Origin of the sequence: Actinotalea sp. Marseille-Q4924, assembly GCF_916618755.1 — a bacterium.
In the GTDB taxonomy this organism is placed as follows: Bacteria; Actinomycetota; Actinomycetes; order Actinomycetales; family Cellulomonadaceae; genus Actinotalea.
The window spans coordinates 438,812-459,071 of record NZ_CAKAKB010000001.1 but is presented as its reverse complement, the minus strand read 5'-3'; the positions used below and the strand labels follow the sequence as shown (position 1 = coordinate 459,071).

The 20,260-nt window shown below is 72.4% G+C and carries 17 protein-coding genes; all 17 read right to left on the bottom strand.

All coding sequences use genetic code 11. The annotated features are described in order from the left end of the window. Positions 1 to 84 precede the first annotated feature (84 nt). The 17 genes from LG379_RS02155 to LG379_RS02075 all read right to left on the bottom strand — a co-directional run bounded on the left by LG379_RS02155 (position 85) and on the right by LG379_RS02075 (position 20,176). The gene (locus LG379_RS02155) at positions 85 to 1,107 is read right to left on the bottom strand and encodes a polyprenyl synthetase family protein (RefSeq protein ID WP_225752946.1); all 1,023 of its coding nucleotides are present in this window, start codon (positions 1,105 to 1,107) and stop codon (positions 85 to 87) included. Next, positions 1,104 to 2,645, bottom strand: a complete 1,542-nt coding sequence (nuoN, locus tag LG379_RS02150; RefSeq protein ID WP_255632882.1) for an NADH-quinone oxidoreductase subunit NuoN — start codon at positions 2,643 to 2,645, stop codon at positions 1,104 to 1,106. The genes LG379_RS02155 and nuoN overlap by 4 nt, the downstream gene beginning before the upstream one ends. Positions 2,646 to 2,683: 38 nt before the next feature. Next, complete coding sequence (locus LG379_RS02145; RefSeq protein ID WP_225752944.1) at positions 2,684 to 4,432, bottom strand: NADH-quinone oxidoreductase subunit M; 1,749 nt, start codon at positions 4,430 to 4,432, stop codon at positions 2,684 to 2,686. Between the two features lie 16 nt (positions 4,433 to 4,448). Beyond that, complete coding sequence (gene nuoL / locus LG379_RS02140; RefSeq protein WP_225753335.1) at positions 4,449 to 6,446, bottom strand: NADH-quinone oxidoreductase subunit L; 1,998 nt, start codon at positions 6,444 to 6,446, stop codon at positions 4,449 to 4,451. 55 nt (positions 6,447 to 6,501) lie between these two features. Further along, positions 6,502 to 6,801, bottom strand: a complete 300-nt coding sequence (gene nuoK, locus LG379_RS02135; protein WP_225752943.1) for an NADH-quinone oxidoreductase subunit NuoK — start codon at positions 6,799 to 6,801, stop codon at positions 6,502 to 6,504. Next, complete coding sequence (locus tag LG379_RS02130) at positions 6,798 to 7,712, bottom strand: NADH-quinone oxidoreductase subunit J (RefSeq protein WP_225752942.1); 915 nt, start codon at positions 7,710 to 7,712, stop codon at positions 6,798 to 6,800. The genes nuoK and LG379_RS02130 overlap by 4 nt, the downstream gene beginning before the upstream one ends. Next, positions 7,709 to 8,419 carry an NADH-quinone oxidoreductase subunit NuoI gene (gene nuoI / locus LG379_RS02125; protein WP_370634411.1) on the bottom strand — a complete coding sequence of 237 codons (711 nt, stop codon included), beginning with the start codon at positions 8,417 to 8,419 and terminating at the stop codon, positions 7,709 to 7,711. Before nuoI ends, LG379_RS02130 begins: the two co-directional genes overlap by 4 nt. Beyond that, complete coding sequence (gene nuoH / locus LG379_RS02120) at positions 8,412 to 9,836, bottom strand: NADH-quinone oxidoreductase subunit NuoH (RefSeq protein ID WP_225753333.1); 1,425 nt, start codon at positions 9,834 to 9,836, stop codon at positions 8,412 to 8,414. Before nuoH ends, nuoI begins: the two co-directional genes overlap by 8 nt. Positions 9,837 to 9,850: 14 nt before the next feature. Then, positions 9,851 to 12,496 (bottom strand): NADH-quinone oxidoreductase subunit G, encoded by a 2,646-nt coding sequence (locus tag LG379_RS02115; RefSeq protein WP_225752941.1) that lies wholly within the window; start codon positions 12,494 to 12,496, stop codon positions 9,851 to 9,853. Then, positions 12,493 to 13,848, bottom strand: a complete 1,356-nt coding sequence (gene nuoF / locus LG379_RS02110; RefSeq protein ID WP_225752940.1) for an NADH-quinone oxidoreductase subunit NuoF — start codon at positions 13,846 to 13,848, stop codon at positions 12,493 to 12,495. The genes LG379_RS02115 and nuoF overlap by 4 nt, the downstream gene beginning before the upstream one ends. Beyond that, on the bottom strand, positions 13,848 to 14,690 hold the full coding sequence (gene nuoE / locus LG379_RS02105) for an NADH-quinone oxidoreductase subunit NuoE (RefSeq protein ID WP_225752939.1): 843 nt from the start codon (positions 14,688 to 14,690) through the stop codon (positions 13,848 to 13,850). Before nuoE ends, nuoF begins: the two co-directional genes overlap by 1 nt. Then, positions 14,690 to 16,069 (bottom strand): NADH-quinone oxidoreductase subunit D, encoded by a 1,380-nt coding sequence (locus LG379_RS02100; protein ID WP_225752938.1) that lies wholly within the window; start codon positions 16,067 to 16,069, stop codon positions 14,690 to 14,692. The genes nuoE and LG379_RS02100 overlap by 1 nt, the downstream gene beginning before the upstream one ends. Beyond that, positions 16,069 to 16,833 (bottom strand): NADH-quinone oxidoreductase subunit C, encoded by a 765-nt coding sequence (locus tag LG379_RS02095; RefSeq protein WP_225752937.1) that lies wholly within the window; start codon positions 16,831 to 16,833, stop codon positions 16,069 to 16,071. The genes LG379_RS02100 and LG379_RS02095 overlap by 1 nt, the downstream gene beginning before the upstream one ends. Next, positions 16,830 to 17,384 (bottom strand): NADH-quinone oxidoreductase subunit B family protein, encoded by a 555-nt coding sequence (locus tag LG379_RS02090; RefSeq protein WP_225752936.1) that lies wholly within the window; start codon positions 17,382 to 17,384, stop codon positions 16,830 to 16,832. Before LG379_RS02090 ends, LG379_RS02095 begins: the two co-directional genes overlap by 4 nt. A gap of 133 nt (positions 17,385 to 17,517) precedes the next feature. Continuing rightward, positions 17,518 to 17,880, bottom strand: a complete 363-nt coding sequence (locus LG379_RS02085) for an NADH-quinone oxidoreductase subunit A (RefSeq protein ID WP_225752935.1) — start codon at positions 17,878 to 17,880, stop codon at positions 17,518 to 17,520. A gap of 130 nt (positions 17,881 to 18,010) precedes the next feature. Beyond that, on the bottom strand, positions 18,011 to 19,312 hold the full coding sequence (locus LG379_RS02080) for a geranylgeranyl reductase family protein (protein ID WP_225752934.1): 1,302 nt from the start codon (positions 19,310 to 19,312) through the stop codon (positions 18,011 to 18,013). Between the two features lie 168 nt (positions 19,313 to 19,480). Next, positions 19,481 to 20,176, bottom strand: coding sequence for a demethylmenaquinone methyltransferase (locus tag LG379_RS02075; RefSeq protein ID WP_225752933.1), 696 nt, complete (start codon positions 20,174 to 20,176; stop codon positions 19,481 to 19,483). Positions 20,177 to 20,260: the final 84 nt, after the last annotated feature.

Here is a 20,260-nt window from a genome sequence, read left to right as displayed (position 1 = left end):
ACCGGTCATGAGCAGTACGCACTCACCCGTTCGGCCCCACGAGTTCACCCGCGCGATCACCCGACCGGGCGCGCAGCGACGTCCTCAGGACGCGCGGTCCACCAGCGCCTCGGCGAAGGACACCAACGAGTCCTTGACCGATCCGGAGGGTAGCCCGTCCAGGGCGGTGATCGCCTCGCCCGCCCACTGCTGGGCGCGCCGGCGCGTCTCGGCCAGCACGGGGTGCGCCCGCAGGCCCTCGACGGCCACGGCCAGCGCCTCGTCGGAGCTGAGGTCCCCGTCGAGCCGCGCCAGGAGCTCGCGGTCCCGTGCCGCCTCCTCGCCGGGGTCGGCGGGGTCGGCCGCGCCGACGCGGGCCCGCAGGAGCAGCACGGGCATGGTGGGCACCCGCTCGCGCAGGTCCGTGCCCGGCGTCTTGCCGGTGCGGGCCCCGTCGGCGCTGAGGTCGATGACGTCGTCGGCGAGCTGGAAGGCCACGCCCACCTTCTCCCCGTACTCGACGAGGGTCGCCACGACGTCGGCGGGGCAGCCGGCGAACATCGCCCCGAAGCGCGCCGACGTCGCGATGAGCGAGGCCGTCTTGTCGGCCAGCACGCGGAGGTAGTGCTCCACGGCGTCGGTGCCGGCGGCGGGGCCGACGGTCTCGTGCAGCTGGCCCAGGCAGAGCCGCTCGAACGTGGCGGCCTGGATGCGCACCGCCTCCGGACCGAGGCCGGCGACGATGCCCGACGCGCGCGCGAACAGCAGGTCGCCGGTGAGGATCGCGACCTGGTTCCCCCAGACCTCGTGGGCGCTCGGCGCCCCGCGCCGCAGCGGCGCGGAGTCCATGACGTCGTCGTGGTACAGCGTCGCCAGGTGCGTCAGCTCCACGACGACGGCGGCGTCGAGCACCTCGGGCCGCTGCCCCTCGCCGAGCTGCGCGGCGAGGAGGGTGAGGAGGGGCCGCAGCCGCTTGCCGCCCGCGTCGATGAGGTGGCGCGACGTCGTGTCCGCGAGCACGTCGGACTGCGTCACGGCGTCGCGCAGACGCTCCTCGACGATCTCCAGCCGACCCGTGAGCAGCTCGGCGAGCTCCGGGTCGGCCAGCGGCAGGGCGGCACCCGTCACGGCAGGAAGACCGCCGCGTCGGCGAAGAACTCCAGCGCGGGGGACGGCAGGACGCCCAGCGCGATGGTGCCGACGACGCCCAGGCCGATCGCGACGGCCGTGAAGCCCTCGGAGCGGACGACGGTCGTCGCGGCGCCCGCGGTCCCCTCCGGCTCGGTGAAGAACATGAGCACGATGAGCCGGACGTAGAAGAAGACCGCGGCCGCGGAGGCGATGACCCCGACGACGGCGAGCCAGGCCAGGTCACCCTCGACGGCGGCGGAGAACACGGCGAACTTGCCCGTGAACCCGCCGGTCAGCGGGATCCCGGCGAAGGACAGCAGGAACAGGGCGAAGGAGCCCGCCAGCAGCGGGTGCCGCCGTCCCAGGCCGGACCACTGCGAGACGTGCGTCGCCTCGGCGACGACGGCACCGCCCTGCGCGGTGTTCACCTCGCGGACGAGAGAGACGATCGCGAAGGCCCCCACGGTCGCCAGGCCGTAGGCCAGGAGGTAGAAGAGGACGGACGAGATGCCGCTCTGGGTGAGCGCGACGACGCCGACGAGGACGAAGCCCGCGTGGGCGATCGAGGAGTAGGCGAGCATCCGCTTGACGTCGGTCTGGACGATCGCGACGACCGTGCCGACGATCATCGTGATGACCGCGACGCCCCACAGGAGCGGCATGATGTCCCACTCCAGCGGCGGGAGGACCACGTAGACGATGCGCAGCATCGCGCCGAACGCCGCGATCTTCGTGCACGCCGCCATGAAGCCGGTGACCGCCGTGGGCGCACCCTGGTAGACGTCCGGGGTCCACGAGTGGAACGGCACCGCGCCGACCTTGAAGAGCAGGCCGACCAGGAGGAGCACGGAGCCGGTCAGCAGCAGCGGGTCGAGCGCGCTCGGCGTCGCGGCGGCGACCGCGATGTCCGCGAGGCGGACCGAGCCGGCGTAGCCGTAGACGAGCGCCGCTCCGAAGAGGAAGAACGCGGAGGCGAAGGCGCCGAGGAGGAAGTACTTCATCCCCGCCTCCTGGCTGAGCAGCCGTCGGCGGCGCGCCATGCCCGACAGGAGGTACAAGGGCAGCGAGAGGACCTCGAGCGCGATGAACAGCGTCAGCAGGTCACCCGCAGCCGGGAAGATCATCATGCCGCCCAGCGCGAAGAGCACGAGCGGGAAGGCCTCGGTCTGGGCCAGGCCCTTGCGCCGCGCGAGCTCCTCGTAGTCCGACCCCGGGACGGCCGCCGCCGACGGGGCGAACGCGTCCTCCCCGGCATCCGTGCGGTCCGCCAGGACGAGCAGGGCGACGAGCCCCACGAGCACGACCACGCCCTGCAGCGCGAGCGTGGGGCCGTCGACGAGGAGGGAGCCCCCGAGCACCTCGATGCCCCCGGCGCCGCGCACGTCGGTCCACAGCGCCGCGATGGACACGAGCGCCCCGGCGAGCGCGACGAGGGCGAGGCCGAGCTGGACCGGGCGGCGGGCCGCGCGGGGCGCGAACGCCTCCACGAGGATGCCGATCACGCCGGCCCCCAGCACGAGGAGGACGGGCACCATCGGTGCCCAGGCGACCTCGGGTGCCTCGAAGGCCGCGTTCACTGGTCGCTCCCGTCGTCCGTGGTGGTGGTACTGCCCGCGTCGGCGCTGCCGGCCGTCGGGGCCGGGTCCTCGGCGCCGACCTGCTCCAGGGACGCCTCGGCCGGCTCGCGGACGAGGTCCAGCGCCGGTGCGGGGTAGAAGCCGAGCACGAGCATCGCGGCGAGGAGCGGGCCGACGACCCACTTCTCCCGCGCCGACAGGTCCGGCGTGACCGCGAGCTCCGGTCGCACGGGCCCGGTGAAGACCCGCTGGTACGTCAGCAGCACGTACAGCGCGGCGAGGACGACGCCGAGGGTCGCGACGATCGCCGCCGCCGGGTACGCGGTGAAGGTGCCGACCAGCACGAGGAACTCGCTGACGAACGTCGACAGGCCCGGCAGGGAGAGCGCCGAGAGGCCGGCGACCAGGAATGTGCCTGCGAGGACGGGGACGACCTTCTGCAGGCCGCCGAAGTCCGCGATGCGCCGGGACCCGCGGCGGGCGACCAGGAAGCCGGCGAGCAGGAACAGCGCCCCGGTCGAGAGCCCGTGGTTGACCATGTAGAACGACGAGCCCTGGATGCTCACCGAGGTGAACGCGAAGATCCCCAGGACGATGAAGCCGAAGTGGCTCACCGAGGTGTAGGCGATGAGGCGCATGAGGTCCTGCTGACCGATCGCCAGGAGCGCGCCGTAGAGCACGGACACGACCGCCAGGACGATGATCACCGGCGCGGCCCACCGGGACGCCTCCGGGAACAGCGGCAGGCAGAGGGTCAGCATGCCGAACGTGCCCACCTTGTCGAGCACGCCGACCAGGAGCGCGGACGTCCCTGCGGGGGCCTGCTCGGCCGCGTCCGGGAGCCACGTGTGGACCGGCCACATGGGCGCCTTGATGGCGAACGCGAGGAAGAACGACAGGAAGATGAGCCGCTCGGTCGTCGTCGACATCTCCGCACCGACGAGGTCGTCCACGAGGAACGAGCCCGTGCCCGCCTGGAGGTACAGCGCGATGACGCCCACGAGCATGACGAGGCCGCCGGCGAGGGAGAAGAGGAGGAACTTCACGGCCGCGTACCGCCGCTGGAGGCCGCCGAACATTCCGATCATGAAGTAGACCGGGATGAGCATGGCCTCGAAGAGGACGTAGAAGAGGAACACGTCGCGGGCGGCGAAGATCGCCACCATGAAGGCCTCGAGCAGCAGGATGAGGGCGACGTAGCTGCGGATGCGCGCCCCGTCGTAGGCCGGTGCGCCGCCGGCGGCCGGAGGCGCCAGGGTCGCCGTCGTCGCGCCGCCTGCCGTCGCGCCGCCTGCCCTGGAACCGGCCGCCGTGGCACCGCCCGCCGTGGCACCGCGCCCTCTCGTTCCCGTCGTCACCGTCGCCGCTCCCACGGAGGCGCCGCGCGCTGCGGCGTCCGCGAGGACCGCCTCGGGATGCTCCCGCCACGCGGCGAGGATCACCAGCGGCACGAGCACCACGGACAGCAGGACGAGGGACAGGCCGACGCCGTCGACCGCGAGGGCCCAGCTGACGCCGAACGCCGGGATCCACGGCACGACGTGCTCGAGCTGGTGCTCGGCGGCGGCGGTGGTGTCGAACTGCAGCGTGGCGAGCACGCCGAGGGCGAGCACGACGAGCGAGACGGCCAGGCCGATCGTGCGGGCGTGCCGCCGCGCGCCCGCGGGCAGCGCCCACAGGACGACGGCGCCGAGGACCGGCAGGACGACCATGGTCGTCAGCCAGGGGAAGCTCTGGTCAAGCATGGGTGGTCTGTTCCCCTCAGATCCGGAAGGCCAGGACGACGGCGGCCAGGACGATCACACCGAGCATCATGGTCGCGGCGTACGACCGGACGAAGCCGGTCTGGACCCGGCGCACCACCTCGCCCGAGCCGGCCACGACACGGGCCAGCCCGGTCGCCGCGCCGTCGACGACCTGCCGGTCGCCGTACACGAGGGACCGGGTCAGGTACTGGCCCGGGCGCATGAGCAGCGCCTCGTTGACGTCGTCCTGGTAGAGGTCCCGGCGAGCCGCGCGGGTGAGCACGGAGCCACGGGGCGGGACGACCGCGACCGGGGCCGCCGAGTACTGGCGCCAGGCGAGGAAGGTGCCCGCGGCCACGAGGACGAGGGTCAGGGTGATGAGCACGGGTACCGGCAGGACGGGGTCGTCGTGCTCGGTGTGCCCGAACACCGGCTCGAGCCAGTACTCGAAGCCACCGAAGTACAGCGCCGCGCCGAGGGCCACCGAGCCGGCGGCCAGCACCCACATCGGCCAGACCATGAGGGCCGGCGACTCGTGCGGGTGGCGGACCGGCGCGTCCGGGTCCGGCGCGCTGCCGTGCCCGTCGTGCCAGCGCCGTCGGCCGTGGAAGGTCATGAAGAACAGGCGCGACATGTAGAAGGCGGTGATCCCGGCGCCCAGCAGCGCCACGCTCCCGAACACCCACGGCTGCCAGCCCTCGGCGCCGTTCGTCGCGAACGCCGACTCGATGACCTTGTCCTTGCTCCAGAAGCCGGAGAACGGCGGGACGCCGAGGATGGCCAGCCAGCCGAGGCCGAAGGTGATCCAGGTCGCCTTCATCGCCGTCGACAGCGCCCCGAAGCGGCGCATGTCGACGTCGTCGTCCATGCCGTGCATGACGGACCCGGCGCCCAGGAACATCCCGGCCTTGAAGAAGCCGTGCGTCACGAGGTGGAAGATCGCGAACGCGTAGCCGATCGGGCCGAGGCCGGCGGCCAGCATCATGTAGCCGATCTGGGACATCGTCGAGGCCGCCAGGGCCTTCTTGATGTCGTCCTTCGCGGTGCCGATGATCGCGCCGAACAGCAGCGTGAAGGCACCGATGATCGCGACGACGAGGAGCGCCGTCGGCGCCCCGGCGTAGATCGGGCCCGAGCGCACGACGAGGTACACACCCGCGGTGACCATGGTCGCCGCGTGGATGAGCGCGGACACCGGCGTCGGGCCGGCCATGGCGTCGCCGAGCCAGGACTGCAGCGGGAACTGCGCGCTCTTGCCGGTGGCGGCGAGCAGCAGCATGAGGCCGGTCGCGGTGAGCAGCCCCTCGCTCGCGCCGCCGACGGAGGCGAAGACCGTCTCGAAGTCGGTCGCGCCGAACGTGGCGAACAGCAGGCCGATCGCGATGATCATGCCCACGTCGCCGACGCGGTTCGCGATGAACGCCTTCTTCGCCGCGACCGCGTTGGGCAGCGTGTGGTTCCAGAACCCGATGAGCAGGTAGGACGCGAGACCCACGCCCTCCCACCCGACGAAGAGCAGCAGGTAGCTGTCCGCCAGGACGAGCAGCAGCATCGCCGCGACGAAGAGGTTGAGGTAGGCGAAGAACCGCCGCCGGTCGCGGTCGTGCTCCATGTACGCCACGGAGTACACGTGGATGAGCGAGCCGACGAACGTCACGAGCATGACGAAGGTCAGCGACAGCGGGTCGAGCCGCAGGCCCGCGTCGAGGCTGAACGCGCCCGCGGGGATCCACGAGAACAGGTGCAGGTCCTGGACCCGCTGCTCCGCCGGCGCGCCGAGCATGGTGACGAGCAGGACGGCGCCCACGACGAAGGAGGCGGAGGAGGCCAGCACGCCGAGCCAGTGGCCCCAGCGGTCGGACCGGCGTCCGGCGAGCAGGAGCACCGCCGCGGAGGCCAGCGGGAGGGCCACCAGCAGCCACGCCAGCCGGAGCACGCCGGTCGCGGCGGTCGCGGCGACCACGCCCTCGGTCGCGGTGGGCAGGGGAAGGCCGCCCGGCAGTCCCGCGGGCATGGCCGTGGGCAGCGCGGTCAGGGCAGCAGCAAGGGTGGTCACCGTCGCTCGCTCCTCAGCTCTTCAAGAGGTTGACGTCGTCGACCGAGGCCGAGCGGCGCGTGCGGTAGATCGCCACGATGATCGCGAGCCCGATGACGACCTCCGCCGCGGCCACGACCATGACGAAGAACGCCACGACCTGCCCGGTGAGGTCCCCGTGCATGCGAGCGAAGGTCACGAAGGCGAGGTTGGCCGAGTTGAGCATGAGCTCGATGCCGAGGAACACGATGATCGCGTTGCGCCGCAGCAGCACCGTGGCGGCGCCGATGGAGAAGATGACGCCCGACAGCGCGAGGTAGTTCACCAGGTTCATCGGATGGGCTCCTCACCCGTGATCGACCGCTCGGGCGGCGTGGACCCCGTACCAGGGACCGGGCCGAGCCCCTCGTCCACGCCCTCGAGGTGACGCGTGGCGGCCGCGGCCGCGCTCGAGTCGAGGCGCACCTCACCCACCGAGCGCTCCTGGCCGCGCACGCGGAGCACGCGCGGCACGGAGGCGTCCAGCGGGCGGCCGTCCGGTCCCAGGGCGGGGACGTCCATCGCGTTGGACCGGGCGTAGACGCCGGGCGCCGGGAGCGGCGTGAGCCGTCCGCCGGAGGCGATCCGCGCCTGGGCGCGCTCGCGCTGCCCCACCTTGCGGGTGATCCGCTCGCGGTGCGTGAGGACGATCGCCCCGACGGCGGCCGTGATGAGGAGGATGCCGACCGCCTGCAGGTTGAAGACGAAGTCGCCGAAGATGACGCGCGCCACGCCCACGGGGTTGGACTCGGCGTTCGCCGCCGCGAGGCCCTGCGGGCGCAGGTCCGCGGCGTTGAGCACGACGCTCACCAGGACGACGGCCAGGCCGATCCCGAGGAGCGCGCCGAGCCAGCGCTGGCCGCGGATGGTCTCCACGACGGAGTCCGACGCGTCGACGCCGACGAGCATGAGCACGAAGAGGAACAGCATCATGACGGCGCCGGTGTACACGACGACCTGCACGACCCCGAGGAACGGTGCCTCCTGCGCCACGTAGATGATCGCGAGGCAGATCATCACGACGACGACGCTCATCGCGGCGTAGACGGTCCGCCGGGAGAACAGCAGGCCGCAGGCGGCCAGCACCATGATCGGTGCCAGCACCCAGAAGAGGACCGCCTCGGCGGTGGTGGTGCTGCCCGTCTCCGCCAGGGCGGTGACCAGCGGCCCGGCGGCGACGCCGCCGAGCGCGAGAGGTGCGCTCATCGTCCGTCCTCGTCCCGTCCGGAGTCCGCGGTGACCCGCAGGTTCTCCAGTGCCGGCTCCTCCGGGCGGAACTGCGCCACCCAGTCGATCTGCTCGGGAACCGGGCCGGTCACCGCCCCGCGGTAGTAGTCGGTGTCCTCGGTGCCCGGCACCATCGGGTGGGGCGCCGGGAGCATGCCGTCGGCCAGGGGCGCGAGCAGGTCCTGCTTCTCGTAGATCATCCCGGCGCGGGACGGACCGGCGAGCTCGTACTCGTTGGTCATCGTCAGGGCACGGGTCGGGCACGCCTCGATGCACATCCCGCAGAAGATGCACCGCAGGTAGTTGATCTGGTAGACGCGGCCGTACCGCTCCCCCGGTGAGAACTGCGCGTCGGGGGTGTTGTCCGCGCCCTCGACGTAGATCGCGTCGGCGGGGCACGCCCACGCGCACAGCTCGCACCCGATGCACTTCTCCAGGCCGTCGGGGTGCCGGTTGAGCTGGTGCCGCCCGTGGTAGCGGGGCTTCGTGGGCGCCTTCTCGAACGGGTACTCCTCGGTGACCGTGGGCTTGAACATGTTCGCGATGGTCACGCCGAAGCCGGCGACGGGGGCCAGGGCCCGCGCGACCGGTCCGCGCTCCGCGATGAGCGGCTCGTAGCCGGGCGCCGTGCCGTGGGCCCCGACCTCGCCGCCGTGCTCACGCCGGGTGAGGTCCTTGTCAGCCACGGCTCTCCTCCTCGGCCTCGGTCGGGTGCTGGTCGGTCGGGTGCTCGGCGGTGCCGGCCGCGGTGAGCGTCCCGGTCGAGGCGGTCGCTCCCGTCCCGGCCGTCGTGGCGTGCTGCGCGGCCAGTCGCGCGCGGCGCGGCGACGGCGGCAGGACCTGACCGGGCATCGGCGGCACAGGGTACCCGCCCGCGTAGGGGTCGAACACCTCCGGCTCCGCCGGCCGCGCGGGTTCCTTCCGCTCCGGGATGAGGAACGTCACCGCGATGACGAGGACGGCCAGGACGCCGAGCCCGATGAGGAGCGTCGTGAGGTCCACGTCCGTGAACTGGCGGACGCCCTGGATGACGGCGACGGCGACGATCCAGGCCAGGGCGACCGGGATGAGGACCTTCCACCCGAAGGACATGAACTGGTCGTAGCGGAACCGCAGGAGCGTGCCGCGGATCCAGACGAACAGGAACATGAAGAACCAGAGCTTGGCCAGGAACCACAGGACCGGCCACCAGCCCTCGTTGAACATGCCGTCGTTGATGGCCGAGATCGGCCACGGGGCGCGCCAGCCGCCGAAGAACAGCGTGGTGGCGATCGCGGAGACGTTGAGCATGTTGATGTACTCCGCGAGGAAGAACCACGCGAACTTCATCGACGAGTACTCGGTCATGAATCCCGAGACGAGCTCGCCCTCGGCCTCCGGGAGGTCGAACGGCAGCCGGTTGACCTCGCCCACCATCGAGATGAAGTAGATGACGAACGCGGGCAGCAGCGGCAGGAACCACCAGATCGTCGTCTGCGACTGGACGATCTGCGACGTCGACATCGAGCCGGCCAGCAGGAACACGCTGACCAGGGACAGACCCATCGCGAGCTCGTAGGAGATGACCTGCGCGGTCGACCGCACCGCACCCAGCAGCGGGTACGTCGAGCCGGACGACCAGCCGCCGAGGACGATCCCGTACACGCCGAACGACGCCGCCGCGAGGATGTACAGCACCGCGACGGGGAAGTCGGTGAGCTGCAACGGCGTGATGACGCCGAACATGTTCACCGCGGGGCCCAGCGGGATGACGGCGAAGATGAGCAGCGACGCGAAGACGGAGATCATCGGCGCCACGATGTAGACGACCTTGTCGGCCGCCTTGACGTTCATGTCCTCCTTGACGAGGAGCTTCATCGCGTCGGCGAGCGACTGCAGCAGGCCGAACGGACCGTGCACGTTCGGCCCGGGCCGCACCTGCATGCGGGCGACGACCTTCCGCTCGAACCAGATCGCGATGAGCACGCTGGTGAGCAGGAAGACGATGATGCCGACCGCCTTGATGAGGACGATCCACCACGTGTCGTTGCTGAAGTCGGCGGGCAGCACCTCGCCGCCGCCGACCAGGCCGAGCACCCCCGGGCCGGTCGGACCGGACCCCATCACGCCGGCGCCGATCACTTGCCCTCCCCGTGGTTCGCCGCGACGGCGAGCGCCGCCGGCTGGACCCGCACGACGGCACCCGCGTCGACGCCGAGCGTCGGGCGGACCGCCGAGCCGGTCGAGTTCTGCGGCAGCCAGACGACGCCGTCGGGCATCGGCGTGACCACCAGCGGCAGGGTGACCTGGCCGTGGTCGGTGCGCACCGTGACGGCGTCGCCCGTGCCGACACCCAGCTCGGCCGCGTGGCCCGCGGACAGGCGCAGCAACGGACGCTGCGCGGTGCCGGCGAGGAAGCGCTCGCCGTCCTGGCAGCGGCCGTTGTCGAGCAGGAGGTGCCACGTCGCGAGGACCGCCTCGCCCGCGCCGAGCCGCGGCGGCTCGGCGTAGGCGACCTCGGGAGCGGCGCCGCGGACCCCGTCCCAGCCACCCAGCTGGTCGACCTCGGCGTGCACCCTGCTCACCGAGCGCAGGCCCAGCAGGACGCCCATCGCGTCCGCCAGCGCGTCCAGCACGCGGTGGTCCGCCATGGCGGTCGACGTGAGGGCCTGGGGGAACGGCCGGGGCCGGCCCTCCCAGTTGAGGAACGTGCCGGCCTTCTCGACCGGGGGCGCGACGGGCAGGACGACGTCGGCCAGGGCCGTCACCGTCGAGGAGCGCACCTCGAGCGAGACCAGGAAGCCCACGGACGCCAGCGCACGGCGCGCGAGCGCCGGGTCCGGCAGGTCGGACGGGTCCACGCCACCGACCAGCAGGCCGCCGAGGACGCCGTCGGCGGCGGCCTCGAGGATGCCGGTCGTGTCGCGGCCGGGCTGCGCGGGCAGTCCCTCGACGTCCCAGGCCGCGGCCAGGTCGACACGCGCCTGGCCGTCCTCCACCAGGCGGCCGCCGGGCAGGAGCCCCGGCAGGGTGCCCATCTCGATCGCGCCGCGCTCACCCGCGCGGCGCGGGATCCACGCCAGGCGGGCGCCCGTGCGGCGCGCCAGGCGCAGCGCCGCGCTCAGCCCGCCGCGCACGCTCGCCAGGCGCTCGCCGACGAGGATGACCGCGTCCGGGCCGAGCGCCGTGGCGGCCTCGCCGAGGACGTCCGGGGCGCCGGTCTCGAGAGCGTCGAGCACCTCGGCCTCGGTGCCCGGGGCGGTCGGCACGAGGGTCCCGCGCAGTCGCTCGACGCCCCGGCTCGCGTAGGGCGCGACGGCGAACACGCGGTTGCGGTGCGCCGTGACCCCCTTGCGCAGGCGCAGGAACACGATCCCGCCCTCGTCCTCCGGCTCGAACGCCACGAGGAGCACCGCGGGCGCCGTCTCGAGGTCGGCGAAGGTGACGGACAGAGGCGTGCCCGCGACGTGGTGGGCGAGGAACGCCTCCTCCTCGCGGGAGTGCGGGCGGGCCCGGTGGTCCACGTCGTTGGTACCGAGGACCACGCGCGCGAACTTGCCGTAGGCGTACGCGTCCTCCATGGTCACGCGACCGCCGGGCAGCACGCCGACGCCGCCGGCGGCCCGCGCCGCGGCGAGGCCCTCGGCGGCCGCCTCGAGCGCCTCGTTCCAGCTGGCCGGGCGCAGGTCGCCGCGCGTCCCGTCGGCGGCCCGGTCGCGGACCATCGGGACCGTGAGGCGGTCGGGCATCCCCTGCCAGGGGAAGGCGAAGCGGTCCTTGTCGGAGATCCACTCCTCGTTGACGGCCGGGTCGTCGGCCGCGAGGCGACGCAGGACCACGCCGCGTCGGTGGTCCACCCGGATCGCCGCGCCGTTGCTGTCGTGCTCCGCCACGCCGGGCGTCGACACGAGGTCGAAGGGCCGGGAGCGGAAGCGGTAGGCCGCGTTCGTCAGCGCGCCGACCGGGCAGATCTGGATGGTGTTGCCCGAGAAGTAGGAGGAGAACGGCCGGCCGGAGGTGTCGACCGTCGCCTGACCGGCCGGTCCGGCGGGGTCCTGGGCGACGACGCCGACGGCGGACCCGACCGGCGAGCCGTCCGGCTGCACGCCCCGGTACACCTCGGGGGCCTGCGCGTCGCCGAAGCCCAACACGCCCGGGTCGAAGACGCCGATCTGCTGGCGGATGCCGCGCATCTGCAGGTCGATGAACGGGTCGCCCGCGATCTCCTCGGAGAACCGGGTGCACCGCTGGCACAGGACGCACCGCTCGCGGTCGAGCAGGATCTCCGTGGAGATCGCGATCGGCTTGGGGAACGTCCGCTTGACGTCGTGGAACCGGCTCGTGGCCCGGCCGTTGCTCATCGCCTGGTTCTGCAGCGGGCACTCCCCGCCCTTGTCGCAGGTCGGGCAGTCGAGCGGGTGGTTGATGAGCAGGAGCTCCATGACGCCGTGCTGCGCCTTGTCCGCGACCGCGGACGTCCGCTGGGTGCGCACGACCATGCCCGGCGTGGCCTCGAGGGTGCAGGAGGCCTGCGGCTTGGGCATCGGCCGGACGTTGCCCTCGCGGTCCGGCGTCGACACCTCGACGAGGCACTGCCGGCACGCGCCGACCGGCGCCAGCAGCGGGTGGTCGCAGAACCGCGGGATCTGGATGCCGATGTCCTCGGCCGCCCGGATCACGAGCGTCCCCTTCGGGACCGACACCTCGACGTCGTCGATGGTGAAGGTCACCTGGTCCGCCGGGGCGACCTCGGAGCCCGAGGGCTTGGGCGTCGTCGTCGTCATGCTCCTGCCGTTCCTGCGGTCGCTCCGGTCAGCGCCGGGGTGCGGCGGGACCGGGGGGTGTACTCGAACAGCGCGGACGCCGCCGGGTCGAACGGGCATGCGCCGCCGTCGATGTGCGCCTCGAACTCGTCGCGGAAGAGCGCGATCCCCGAGGTGATGGTCGACGTCGCGCCGTCGCCCAGGGCGCAGAACGCGCGGCCCAGGATGTTGTCGCAGACGTCGAGCAGGGTGTCGAGGTCCTCGTGCGTCCCGTGGCCGTGCTCGATCCGGGCGAGGACCTGCTTGAGCCAGTACGTGCCCTCGCGGCACGGGGTGCACTTGCCGCACGACTCGTGGGCGTAGAACTCCGCCCACCGCGTGATCGCCCGCACGACGCACGTCGTCTCGTCGAAGATCTGCAGGGCCCGCGTCCCGAGCATCGACCCCGCCGCGCCCACCGACTCGTAGTCGAGGGGCACGTCGAGGTGCTCCGCGGTGAACAGCGGGGTCGAGGAGCCGCCGGGCGTCCAGAACTTCAGCGTGCGGCCGTTGCGCATGCCGCCCGCCATGTCGAGGAGCTCGCGCAGCGTCACGCCGAGCGGGGCCTCGTACTGACCGGGCCGCGTGACGTGGCCGGAGAGGGAGAAGAGCCCGTAGCCCGCGGACTTCTCCGTCCCCATGGCGCGGAACCAGTCGACGCCGCCGGCGACGATCGACGGGACCGAGGCGATGCTCTCGACGTTGTTGACGACCGTCGGCCGCGCGTAGAGGCCGGCGACCGCCGGGAACGGGGGCTTGAGGCGGGGCTGGCCGCGCCGTCCCTCGAGGGAGTCGAGCAGCGCCGTCTCCTCCCCGCAGATGTAGGCGCCGGCGCCGGCGTGGACGGTGAGCTCCAGGTCGTAGCCCGTGCCGAGGACGTCCTTGCCGAGGTAGCCCGCCTCGTACGCCTCCTCCACGGCGCGCAGCAGCCGGCGGTAGACGTGCAGCTCCTCACCGCGCAGGTAGATGAAGGCGTGGTGGCAGCCGATCGCGAACGACGTGATGATCGAGCCCTCCACCAGCAGGTGCGGGCTCGCCATCATGAGCGGCGTGTCCTTGCACGTGCCGGGCTCGGACTCGTCCGCGTTGACGACGAGGTACCGGGGACCGCCGTCGGGCTGCGGGAGGAAGCTCCACTTCAGGCCGGTCGGGAAGCCCGCACCGCCGCGGCCGCGCAGACCCGAGTCCTTGACCATGCTGACGAGGTCGGCCGGGTCGAGGGTGACGGCCTTGCGGAGCGCGTCGTACCCGCCGTGCTGCCGGTAGGTGTCCATCGTCCAGGAGCGCTCCGCGCCCCAGGTCAGGCTGAGGACAGGCGTCAGGGTCGTGGTCATCACGCCTCCTCCGTCGCGTTCGTGTCACGGCCGGTCGCGGTGTCGTGCGAGCCGCCGCTGGGCGGGGCCGCCGGCTGGTCGACGCTCGAGTGCTCGCCGCCGGAGGCAGGAGCGACGGGCTCGTCCTGCGCCGCGGTGTCGGGGCCACCCTCGCGGGCACCCTCGGTGCTCTGGCCGGGGGCCTCCCAGCCCTTCTCCTGAGCCAGGCGCCAGCCGACGAGCGTGGGCTCACCGGCGCCGACGCCCTCGTCGGCGCGACCGTCGGAGAACCCGGCGAGCACGCGCGACATCTGCTTGAACGTGCAGACGGACGACGCCCCGCGGGTCGGCGCGACCTGCTCACCGGCGCGGAGCCGGTCGACGACCGCGCGCGCCGTGTCCGGCGTCTGGTTGTCGAAGAACTCCCAGTTGATCATCACGACGGGGGCGTAGTCGCAGGCGGCGTTGCACTCGACGCGCTCGAGGGTGATCTTCCCGTCCGCGGTCGTCTCGTCGTGCCCGACGCCGAGGTGCTCCGAGAGCTCCTCGTAGATCGCGTCCCCGCCCATGATCGCGCAGAGGGTGTTGGTGCAGACGCCCACGGTGTACTCGCCGTTGGGGTGCCGCTTGTACTGGGAGTAGAACGTCGCCACGGCGGAGACCTCCGCCGTGCTGAGCCCCAGGCTCCGCGCGCAGAACGCGATGCCGTCCGGGGTGACGTACCCGTCCTCGGACTGCACCAGGTGCAGCATCGGCAGGAGCGCGGACATGGGGTCGGGGTACCGCGACTTGGCGATCTCCGCGTCCCGCGTCATCCGCTCGAGCTTGGCGCCCTCGTAGGGCTCGTACGTCGTGGTCGCCATCAGCGGTCCACCCCTCCCAGCACGGGGTCCAGCGCGGCCACCGCGACGACGACGTCGGCCACCTGGCCGCCCTCGCACATGAGCGACACGGCCTGCAGGTTGTTGAACGACGGGTCACGGAAGTGCGCGCGGTAGGGCCGCGTGCCACCGTCGGAGACGAGGTGGACGCCCAGGATCCCGCGCGGGTGCTCCACGGCCTGGAACACCTGGCCGGCCGGCACGCGGAAGCCCTCCGTGACGAGCTTGAAGTGGTGGATGAGGGCCTCCATCGAGGTCCCCATGATCGTCTTGATGTGGTCGAGCGAGTTGCCCATGCCGTCCGAGCCGATGGCCAGCTGGGCCGGCCACGCGATCTTCTTGTCGGCGACCATCACCGGGCCGGGCGCCATCGCCTGGAGCCGCTCGAGGCACTGCTCGACGATCCGCATCGACTGGTAGCACTCCTCGATCCGCAGCACGGTGCGGGAGAAGGAGTCGGCGTCGGTCGAGGTGGGGATGTCGAAGTCGTACGTCTCGTAGCCGCAGTACGGGTCGGCCTTGCGCAGGTCGTAGGGCAGCCCCGCCGAGCGGAGGACGGGCCCGGTGATGCCGAGCGCCATGCACCCGGACAGGGAGAGGTACCCGACGCCGACGGTGCGCCCCTTGTAGATGGGGTTGCCCAGCATGAGGTCCTCGAGCTGGCGGATGTACCCGCGCATGACGCCGAGGGACTCGCGCACGGTGTCGAGGGCGCCCGGCGGGATGTCCTGCACGACGCCGCCGGGGCGGACGTAGGCGTGGTTCATCCGGAGCCCGGTGACCAGCTCGAAGATCTTGAGGATCTCCTCGCGGGCCGTGAAGCCCTGGGTCATGATCGTCGTCGCACCGAGCTCGTTGCCGCCCGTCGCCAGGGCGACGAGGTGGGACGAGATCCGGTTGAGCTCCATCATGAGGACGCGGATGACGGTGGCCCGCTCCGGGACTTCGTCGGCGATGCCCAGGAGCCGCTCGACCGCGAGGCAGTACGCGGTCTCCTGGAAGAAGCTCGCCAGGTAGTCCATGCGCGTGCAGAACGTGGGGCCCTGGGACCAGGTCCGGTACTCCATGTTCTTCTCGATGCCGGTGTGCAGGTAGCCGATGCCGCAGCGGGCCTCGGTCACCGTCTCGCCGTCGATCTCGAGCATGAGCCGCAGGACGCCGTGCGTCGACGGGTGCTGCGGGCCCATGTTGACGACGATGCGCTCCTCGCCGAGCCGCGCCGCCTCCTCCGCGATCTGCGACCAGTCGCCGCCGCCCGACTCGAACGTGGGGACGTCCTCGCCCTCGCCGACGATCGAACCGGTCGCGCGGAACCCCGCGTCGGGGGCGCCTGCCGTGGCGCCGTTGGTGGTGGCAGACATCAGCTGTACGACCTCCGCGTGTCGGGCGGCGGGATGTGCGCGCCCTTGTACTCGACCGGGATGCCACCCAGGGGGTAGTCCTTGCGCTGCGGGTGACCCGGCCAGTCGTCGGGCATCTCGATGCGGGCGAGCCCGGGGTGCCCGTCGAAGACGATCCCGAAGAAGTCCCACGTCTCGCGCTCGTGCCAGTCGTGGCCCGGGTAGACGTCCACGGTCGTGGGGACGTGGGGGTCCGTCTCGCCCACCGCGACCTCGAGGCGCACCCGTCGCGAGTGCGTCACCGAGTACAGGTGGTAGACGGCGTGGAGCTCGCGCCCCTCGTCGTGCGGGTAGTGCACGCCCGAGACGCCCAGCCCGAGCTCGAACCGCAGGTCGGGGTCGTCCCGCAGCGCCCGGCACACCGCGACGAGGTGCTCGCGGCGGACGTAGAGGGTGAGCTCCTCGCGGTCCACGACGACCTTCTCGACCGCGGTGTCGAACGCCGTGCCCGTCTCGCCCAGGACCTCGGCGAGGAGGTCGACGACCTCGTCGAAGTAGCCGCCGTAGGGGCGCTCGCTCGGGCCGGGCATCGCGATGGTGCGGACGAGGCCGCCGAAGCCGCTCGTGTCGCCGCCCTGCGAGGAGCCGAACATGCCGGTCCGCACGTCGATGACCTCGAGCCGGGTGCGCGGCACCGACGGCTCGAGCGCGTTCTCGGCGTGCCCCTGGTGAGCGGCCTCCGTCGGCGTCTGCGGGGTGCCGTCGTCCCGCGAGGTGTCGCTCACCGCAGCAGGCCCTTCATGTCGGAGGTGGGCGTGGCCATCATCGCGGCCTCCTCGGCGGCGCGCGCGGCCTGCTCCCGGTTGGCGCCGAGGGGCTCGTTGCGCACCTGCTCGTGCAGCGTGAGGATCGCGTTGAGCAGCATCTCGGGCCGCGGGGGGCAGCCCGGCAGGTAGACGTCGACCGGGATGATGTGGTCGACGCCCTGGACGATCGCGTAGTTGTTGAACATGCCGCCCGACGAGGCGCACACGCCCATGGAGATGACCCACTTGGGCTCGGCCATCTGGTCGTAGACCTGCCGCACGACGGGGGCCATCTTCTGGCTGACCCGGCCGGCCACGATCATGAGATCGGCCTGACGCGGCGAGGCGCGGAACACCTCCATGCCGAAGCGGGAGATGTCGAAGCGGGGCGTGCCCGTCGCCATCATCTCGATGGCGCAGCAGGCCAGGCCGAACGTCACCGGCCACATCGACGCCTTGCGGGTGAGGCCGACGGCCTTCTCCAGGGTCGTCAGCAGGAACCCGGACGGTGCTGCTTCCTCGATGCCCATGGCGGCCCCTCCTTCCTTGCACTCGATGGTCGGTGATCGCTGCCGGTCATGCCGTGGTCACCGCGTCCTGCCTCGTTGCTCCGACCAGCGCGACGGGGGACGGGCGCACCGCCGGTCCCGCTCGTCCGCGTGTTCAGTCCCAGTCCAGGCCACCGCGGCGCCACTCGTAGACGAAGGGCACGGTGATGAGGGCGAGGAACGTCAGCATGGCGACGACGCCGAAGAGGCCGAGCATCCCGAAGGACACCGCCCACGGGTACATGAAGACGACCTCGATGTCGAAGACGATGAACGTCATCGCCACGAGGTAGTACTTGATCGGGAACCGGCCGCCGCCGACGGCGTGCGGGGTGGGGTCGATGCCGCACTCGTACGCCTCGAGCTTGGCCCGGTTGTACCGCCGCGGCCCCAGGACCCAGCTCGCGCCGACGCCGCCGAGGGCGAGCACGGCACCGATGCCCATGAGGACCAGGATCGGGACGTACGGGTTGCTCATCGAGCCCTCCAGTGGTGCAAGCCGTTCCGGCGCAGCGTCGCGGGACCGTGAACGAGGTGTCCGGCCAACCTACCGCCCGCCGCACGGTGGACCGTGCACGGCGCCGCGGCCTCGACAGAGTGTGGTCGCGTCATGCCGCCGGTGCAATTCTCGACAGCGCGCTGATCACGCGGTCCGACACGTCGCCGCCGCGGGGCTCGTAAACGTCCGCGAGGAGCTTGAGCGTGAAGCGCATGAGTGCGGGGCGCGGCAGGCCGTAGCGGGTGAGGAGCCGCATCGTCCGGGGGTCCTCGATGATCTTCACGAAGACCCGGCCCAGCGTGTAGTAGCCGCCGAGCTGCTCGGCCATCGCCCGGGGGTAGGTGGCCAGCGTCGCCTCGCGGGCCGCGTCCGTGCGACGCGACCGGGCCTGCGCCACGACCTCGGCGGCGGTGCGGGCGGCCTGCATCGCATAGGCGATGCCCTCGCCGTTGAACGGGTTGACCATGCCGCCGGAGTCGCCGACGAGCAGGACCCCGCGTGAGTAGTGGGGCTTGCGGTTGAACGCCATCGGCAGCGCCGCGCTGCGCACGGGGCCGAGGGGCGCGTCGGCGTCGAACCCCCAGACCTCCGGGGCGTTGGCGATCCAGCGGCGCAGGAGCTCCTTGTAGTCGACCTTCGCCGTCGACGCCGTGGAGCTCACCGTCCCGAGGCCGACGTTGGCGGTCCCGTCACCGAGGCCGAAGATCCACCCGTAGCCGGGCAGCAGGTTCGACCGGTTCGGCTCGCCGTCCCACAGCTCGAGGTGGGACTCCATCCAGTCGTCGTGGCTGTTCGGGGTCGCGAAGTACGTGCGCGCCGCGACGCCCATGGGGCGGCGCTGGTCCTTCTCCAGCCCGAGCGCCAGGGCGAAGCGGCTGGAGACGCCGTCGGCCGCGATGACGACGGGCGCCCGGTAGGTCTCCTCGTCCCCGGCCTTGCGGCCCGCCTCGTCCACCGGGCGGGCGACGACGCCGACGACGCGTCCGGTGCGCTCGTCGACGACCGGCCCGGTCACGGAGCGCTGCTCGAGGATCCGGGCGCCGGCCTTGCGGGCGTGGCGGGCCAGGGTGTCGTCGAAGTCCTTGCGCGCCCGGCTGACGCCGTAGTCGGGGAAGGCGTCCAGGTCCGGCCACGGCAGCTCGAGGCGGTGCCCGCCGCCGTAGACGCGCAGGCCCCGGTTGCGGATCCAGCCGTCCTCCTCGCGCATCTCGACGCCCATGGCGACGAGCTCGCGGACCGAGCGTGGCGTGAAGCCGTCACCGCAGACCTTCTCGCGCGGGAACGCGGTCTTCTCGAGGACGAGGACGTCCAGCCCCGCGACCGCCAGGTAGTAGGCGGCGGTCGAGCCGGCGGGGCCGGCGCCGACGACGATGACGTCGGCGTCGTACGAGTCGCGCAGGGGTGGCACCACGCCTGGTCCGTTCTTGTGAAGACGTTCACGAACTGGGGTCCGCCCAGTCTAGACACCGCCACGGCGGCCTCCGGCATCCCGGCTCAGCGCCCGCCCAGCACCCACGCGGCGCTCACCGGGCGCTCACCCGGCACGCACAAGCACCCGCTGGGGCGCCGCCCGGACCGCTCAGGCGAGGGGGCGCGTGGCCCGGTGCATCGCCACGATCCCACCGCTGAGGTCGCGGTACGCGACGTCGCCCCAGCCGGCGTCGCGGACCAGCCGGCCCAGTCCCGCCTGGTCGGGCCACGCCCGGATCGAGTCCGCGAGGTACACGTACGCGTCGGGCTCGCGCGAGACCGCGCGGGCCAGCGGCGGCAGCGCGCGAACCAGGTACTCCAGGTACAGCGTGCGGAACGGGGCCCACGTCGGTGTGGAGAACTCCGTCACGACGAGCCGCCCGCCGGGGCGCGTGACGCGGAGCATCTCCCGCAGGGCCGCGGCCGTGTCCACGACGTTGCGCAGCCCGAAGGAGATGGTCACGGCGTCGAACGACGCGTCGGCGAAGGGCAGGCGCGTCGCGTCGCCCGCGGTGAAGGGCAGGTCCGGACGGCGCCGCTTGCCGACGGTCAGCATCCCGACGGAGAAGTCGCAGGGCACGACGCGGACGCCCGCGGCGGCGAACGGCTCGCTCGACGTGCCGGTGCCCGCCGCGAGGTCCAGCACGCGGTCCCCGAGCCGGGCGTCGACGGCGCGGATCGTCGCCGCACGCCACCGCCGGTCCTGCCCGAGCGAGATGACGTCGTTCGTGAGGTCGTACCGGCGGGCGATCCCGTCGAACATGGCCGCGACCTCGTGGGGACGCTTGTCCAGGCTGGCGCGCATGGCGGCCAGTGTCTCAGGTGCGGCCCGTCTATCAGGTCCGGCCGGGGTCTCAGGTGCGGCTGGTGTCTCAGGTGCGCAGGTCCG